Below are 6,163 nucleotides of genomic sequence, written 5' to 3' on the forward strand. Positions count from 1 at the left end.
TAACGAGGGCTTGATTATAGTGAGACCAGTTTGTGATTTTGCTCATTGTTGTTGCACGGGCTAGTAGGATATAGATGATCTGATCACAGGCTGGCAAGATAGTTCAAACTTTTAGGAAACAACGCCGATGTCAACATACTTTCATCTCAAATGAGAATTGTTAGAGTATGGCTTTCATACTGCCGCATTAAAATTCGTGATGATGAACTGCGTTAGTGGATATAATAGAAATGGCAAAATTAGTTGGAAAGATGCTAATAATTATCAGTTAATGCATGTCTACTCAGCTTCTCATACTTGAAAGAAGTGTTGCTTGTTTTGTGAATAGTGATGAGCTATGCCAGTTGAATAGCACCATTACAAGTCTAAATACTTAGTATAGCTAAAGTTGTTAGTAATTTAGAAATTCATAATGTTTAAAATTTTAAAAATTGATCGTAGAATTAAAAAAATTCTGTGTAAGACACTTTAAACAAATGTCCCAAGATAAATACGTATCAATTACAGAAGCAGCAAGATATGCTCGAGAGAAAAAGTTATCCTCAATTAAAGAATGGCTTGAGGCCAGTGAAGGTGATGAATTTCCAGAGTCTATGCCTAAGCGCCCACCTAATGTATATGGCTGTAAATGGTCAGAAGTTTTAGCTCCTAAAAACTCACCTGGTTGTGGGCGATTCGTTGAGTTTCATGAAGCTTGTCGAATTGCTCGGACATTGGGTGTTGAGACGATGACGCAGTTTAGGGAGTTGAGTAAAGAGGGTGGTAGGCCTGCTAATATACCATCAAATCCAAATCTTCATTACAAAAGTGAATGGAAAGGTTGGGTTCATTTCTTAACTGGAAAAACTGAGTAAAGATTTAAGCTGTTATTAGTATTAATCATCAGTCTTTTTTCAAATCTGTTTTTATTTCAAGCACGCAATGGAGTTGTAGTTAATACTTAGACTGCTAATGGTAGTATGTCATGTCGGAGTTTTGTCACCTAGCAGAGCCACTATTTTGGTTCGAGAATCGGAAAACCAAACCTTCAGCCGTAAAAACTAACTCCACTTTCCCTAAATTATCTGTCAAAAATAGATTTTTTTCAGGCATTTCTGAAATCCATTTCAAGTAAATTAATAATCTCAACTTGATAGATTTTCAAATTTTTACCAAATTCAAAAAGGAATTCTATTTAGAATAACAACTTACTTTGGGTTCTAAAATGCTATTTCGTAAACTATTACTACTAGCCTTGGTATATATATCTTTAAGCACTAAAGCTGAAACCACAATACATGTTGATCCTGTAAACACCTTGTCTTCTAAAAGCTTACTAAGTAGTAAAACGGATGAGCCGTTTACAATAATAAAGGTACCAACATTGTACACCTTGGAGGGAAATAAGGCTTTTGGTGAACAGCAGATTACATTTAAGTTACATAGTGACGCACCAAGCTCTGTTGTTGTAAATGGAATTACTGTAACAAAAGGGCAAATTGTTCAATTTGATAAGGCTGTTAACTCAGCTGGCGGTCTAGATATTCCAATTTACCCAGGGGAAGTTGGAGCATCAGGAGCTGCAAATTATACCATCACTCTAAGTGTCAAAGGGGCAACATGTCCTGAAGGCTACATTTTATCTGGCGGAATGTGTTACAGAACCACGACTCAACCAGCAATTAAAGTATGTCCATCAGGTTATTTGTACAGTATCAATTCGGGTGATTGTTCTAAAACATACACAGTAGACGCCACTAAGAACTGCCCTGCAGGTACAGCGTATTCAAATGGTGTATGTATGGGTTCATCTAGCTCGCCAGCAAGTTCATCATGCCCGGCTGGATATACGCGCTCAGGAAGCAACTGTTATAAAGATATTCAAATTGATGCAACTAAAAATTGCCCAGTTGGTACCACATACTCAAATGGTTTATGTCTAGGTTCATCGAGCTCGCCTGCAAGTTCATCATGCCCTGCTGGATATACGCGTTCTGGTAATAGTTGTTATAAAGATGTTCAAATTGATGCATCTAAGAGTTGCCCTTCTGGATATTCGAATACTGGTTCTGGTTGTGTGAAAAATGAATATGGTACTCCAGCGTACTCGTGTCCATCAGGTTATACATTAAATGGAACTAAGTGTGAAAGAAAAGAATATGCCTTCAAAGTATACGTATGTCCGGCAGGTCAGACTGCTTCACCGGATGTAACGTCATACCCAATGAAATATTATTGTTACTCCAACGGTGTCAGCATGGGTGAAACAACAACTAAAAGTTGCCCTGCAGGATATGTAAGCGACACAAGTCGATATCCATTCGAATGTTCAGCTACTGCATCAGTGGCATCAGTTGCCTCTTGTCCAAGTGGATATACTTCTAGTGGCTCTAACTGTGTTAAATCAACAACAGTTTCATATAATTACTCTTGTCCATCACAATACAGTTTATCAGGGTCGAAATGTAACAAGAGAGATAATGCGAATTTAGTTTACTCATGTCCGGCTGATGGTAAATTAAATGGTACTAGCTGTGTTAGCTCCACATCTACAGCTGTGACTTACTCTTGCCCGTCACAATTTAGTTTGTCAGGGTCGAAATGTAATAAGAGAGAGAATGCGAGTTTAGTTTACTCATGTCCGGCTGGTGGCTCACTAAGTGGCACTAGCTGCGTTAGCTCCACATCTACCGCTGTAACTTACTCTTGCCCAACAGATTATATTTTATCAGGGGAGCAGTGTAGTAAAACTGAAGAAGTTCCAAGTACCAATACTTGCCCTACAGGTTGGAGCCTAGAAGGGGAGGAGTGCACCAAAACCGAATCAGTTGCACCATAACGCTTTTCGCCAAGTCCAATTTTAAAAATTGGACTTGGTTTTAAAACACTTCAACCTGAAACATTTTAAAAAATAGATTAAATTTAAAATTTACTCTTTTTTCCCGCCTTTTAATTAGAAACAAGCTGTAAATTATAAGTAGTTATTCGACCTTGGTATTTTACATATGTCATTGAAAGATATTAAAAATCAAATTCAAAAGGCTTTAAATGTATTTTTAATGCCTTATCCAGAGCTAATTAAAAATGGGGTTGGGACCACTAAACAAGAAATGAATGACATTGGTTTTGCTATTTTCTCGGAGCTGAAGTCTGCAATGGATATCATTTCTGAATTAGGAAAAACACCAATCGTAGAGCCCATGAATTTAAACCAATTCACAATTCCTGCAGATGTATTTTTAAAAAATGAAGATGTAAGAAACGCAATTCTAAAAAACAATCCTGATTTCACTTTAGAATCTTTAGCTGAAATGAACGGCCTATTTATAAACCCAAAAACAGGTGATGTGTTTAAGAAACATGCTCAGCTAAGGATTTAATATGGAACTAAATTTGTCAAAAGGTTTTGCTGAAGCAGAGAAAAATTTAAAGTCTGCTCAATCATTATTGCTTGCTAAGTATGATGTCTCTTGGATATCCAACCCGGAAAAAATAGATTTAGATCGAATAACGTTAATAGATAAAGAAACTTTAACCGAAATTAATGACGCACTTGAAATGATCGCTCAAGCCAAAGATGCTCATGAATTAGAGAGGGTATTATGAAAACTCAGTTCTTAACTTGGTTTTTAATTGGAGTAATTATATTTTTTTTGGACTTCATGAAATTTGATACAGAAAATATAAAATGGCTGTTAGCCGTAGTGGTTGGTGAATTTATAATTGCCTTTATTTTCTTATCAAGTAAAGTTGGTGGTTTTAAGTAATTACTAATAATTCAATTACTTAAGTCCGATACTGGTTAGTATCGGACTAATCTCCCGATTCGAAAGTTAATATGCTCTTACTAATAACTCTCACTTAGGAACTAAAACATCCCCTTATACCTAGATAAATCTTTTTAATTAATAGAGTCTAATTTCCCAAGATTCTATTTTACAGTTGATTTAACATAACATATTAATTGCATAAATGGGCATTTACACAAGTTAAGTAAGGGTGTATAAATGTACAGTGCTTATGTTTTCGTATGAATTTAAATTATGAACAGCAGATTGGAAAAGATTATCGATTTAAAACAGCCTCAATTACCGGCTACCAAGATTAAACAAAAATTAAATGAGATTTATGTAAACCCTAAATGTCCGATATTTAATTATGTTAACTCTTTGGCGGCGGATACATCCAAAGAGACCGTCACTCGATGTTTGCAAGCAATTGCAAAACATACCGGCTACGCAGATTTTTATGAAATTAAATGGGCAGAAATTACTTCAACTGATTTGAATAGCCTTATCCATAACCTAAAAGCCAAGGAACTATCTCCAAAAACGATTTCATTATATGTATCCGTTGTAAAGGGTGTGTGTGAGCATGCCTATTTGTTAGGGCAGATTTCTAGATTGCAGCTAGACGGTATTCTAAAAGTGAAAGGAGAAACCGGCTCTAGAATAAAAAAACATCAGGTAATTTCTCGTTCTAGTTTCCAAGGGCTTTTGGAGAGAATAGCAAGCTCAAACCCAACTAATAGAAATAAAATGCTTAGAGATTTGGCGCTTTTTCATATTTTAATTGGTACCGGGTTAAGAAGAAGTGAGTTGGCCACAATAGAAATTTCATCATTAGTCTTAGAGCTTAGTAGCGAAAATAGAGTTACAGTAAATACTCAGTATTTGAAGATTATTGGTAAAGGTAATAAGGAAAGATATGTTGCGATCCACCCTATTACAAAAATTGCTTTGGAAGACTGGTTGAACGTTCGAGGCATAGAGCCTGGTCCTTTATTTGTCAAAGTGCCACGTAGTGGAAATATTGATGTTGAAAATAGTAACCCTTTAACTGGCAGCGCTATTTATGAACTTTGTAAAAAATATAACACTGTTGCTCCCCATTCCCTAAGACGATCATACGCGACTTGGCTCGATGAAAAAGGCGTAAAGATAAGCAGAATTAGTAAACTGCTTGGCCATTCTAAAGAAGTTACAACTGCAATGTATATTGTAGATGAAGATTCAAAGGCATTTGAGGATGTATTAAATAATTTGTTTTAATCTCAAATCTTTTGTTCTTGATTGTCTTTATTTGGTACAATTCACTGAAATATATAAGTTTATTGCCTAACAAAATGTGACAAGGATCAACATATTTTTATTTGTTCATTTTAAATTTATCTTTTTTTGTTAGAATATAATGTAGTGAATTTATAAGAACAACCAAACATGGCTGATACATACTTTAAAAATCTAGATAATGACTCAAAGAAAAAATACGTCTCGCAAGTTTTAGAACGATGCAAACAGGTGTGGGGTGTTGATGAGCTACATGAAATTGAAGATGAAAATGGACGTCGCGCCTTAGGGCATAATGCGAGCACTATGAAAATGTGGTTGAGTCGCCCTTCTATGCCATGGGATTTTATTTTAACTACTGCAATTAAAAAAAATGTAAGCCTGGACTACCTTCTTTTGAACATAAATGAAAACACGAGCCTAGAAGATGTTAGACCAGAAGAGCTTCTTGAAACTGTTAATAAAATAGTTGCAGGTTCATTAGAGGAAAGTGCGGATTTCGGCATTATTGATCCTACTTTTGTTCCAACAATTACTAAAAAGATTAAAACTTCATTAGAAGATGCTCTAACGATTAAAGCTAAACCGTCCAAATCAGCCTAGAAAAAATCAAATTAGCAGTAAAAGATCCACCTTCTAAAGAAGGTGGCTTTGCATTAGCCCCCTAGAAGGGGGCGTTGTTTACTGCAGTGTTAACTGCGCCTGCTCTTGCACCTCTTCCTTTTCTTGGTGCCTGACATACCGTCTTATTATTTCTTCATTTATCCCTACAGTATCTACGAAGTACCCCCTCTGCCAAAAATGGTTTCCCCATAGTTTGTTTTTCCTTAAGTATGGATATTTGCTAAATAGCTTTAACGCTATTTTTCCCTTTAAAGCACCCATTAGTTTCGAGACTGATAACTTCGGCGGTATCTTTACTACCAAATGAACATGGTCAACCTGCACATTTAACTCGACTACTTTGCACCCTAACTGCTCACAATACACTTGTATGCACCTGTAAACATCTCTGCCTACTTTGTTCTTCAATATTCTGAACCTATACTTTGGTGTCCAGACTATATGATATTGACATCGCCAATACACATGCGATGCTTTCTCGTATCTACTCA

8 protein-coding genes are annotated in these 6,163 nt (G+C 36.0%); 7 read left to right on the top strand and 1 reads right to left on the bottom strand.

The genetic code is table 11. The features are described 5' to 3' along the window. Positions 1-431: 431 nt before the first annotated feature. The 7 genes from L1264_RS21130 to L1264_RS21160 all read left to right on the top strand — a co-directional run bounded on the left by L1264_RS21130 (position 432) and on the right by L1264_RS21160 (position 5,651). A complete protein-coding gene (locus L1264_RS21130; protein WP_138602603.1) occupies positions 432-854 on the top strand; it encodes a hypothetical protein in 423 nt (140 codons plus the stop codon). Between the two features lie 350 nt (positions 855-1,204). Then, positions 1,205-2,818 (top strand): hypothetical protein, encoded by a 1,614-nt coding sequence (locus L1264_RS21135; protein ID WP_235404612.1) that lies wholly within the window; start codon positions 1,205-1,207, stop codon positions 2,816-2,818. A 166-nt stretch (positions 2,819-2,984) separates the two neighbouring features. Further along, positions 2,985-3,359 (top strand): hypothetical protein, encoded by a 375-nt coding sequence (locus L1264_RS21140; protein ID WP_063530267.1) that lies wholly within the window; start codon positions 2,985-2,987, stop codon positions 3,357-3,359. A gap of 1 nt (position 3,360) precedes the next feature. After that, complete coding sequence (locus L1264_RS21145) at positions 3,361-3,585, top strand: hypothetical protein (protein WP_063530268.1); 225 nt, start codon at positions 3,361-3,363, stop codon at positions 3,583-3,585. Next, positions 3,582-3,746, top strand: coding sequence for a hypothetical protein (locus tag L1264_RS21150; protein WP_171040484.1), 165 nt, complete (start codon positions 3,582-3,584; stop codon positions 3,744-3,746). Before L1264_RS21145 ends, L1264_RS21150 begins: the two co-directional genes overlap by 4 nt. 288 nt (positions 3,747-4,034) lie before the next feature. Next, a complete protein-coding gene (locus L1264_RS21155; protein ID WP_235404614.1) occupies positions 4,035-5,030 on the top strand; it encodes a tyrosine-type recombinase/integrase in 996 nt (331 codons plus the stop codon). Positions 5,031-5,198: 168 nt separating this feature from the next. After that, entirely contained in the window at positions 5,199-5,651 is a 453-nt protein-coding gene (locus tag L1264_RS21160; RefSeq protein ID WP_230237706.1) for a helix-turn-helix domain containing protein, read from the top strand. 78 nt (positions 5,652-5,729) lie between these two features. On the opposite strand, the gene tnpA is transcribed toward L1264_RS21160, so the two are convergent. Further along, the coding region (gene tnpA, locus L1264_RS21165) for an IS200/IS605 family transposase (protein WP_235403981.1) at positions 5,730-6,163 on the bottom strand (434 nt) is incomplete at its 5' end.

The sequence above is a fragment of the Pseudoalteromonas sp. APAL1 genome (genome assembly GCF_021532475.1).
Lineage (GTDB): Bacteria > Pseudomonadota > Gammaproteobacteria > Enterobacterales > Alteromonadaceae > Pseudoalteromonas > Pseudoalteromonas lipolytica_C.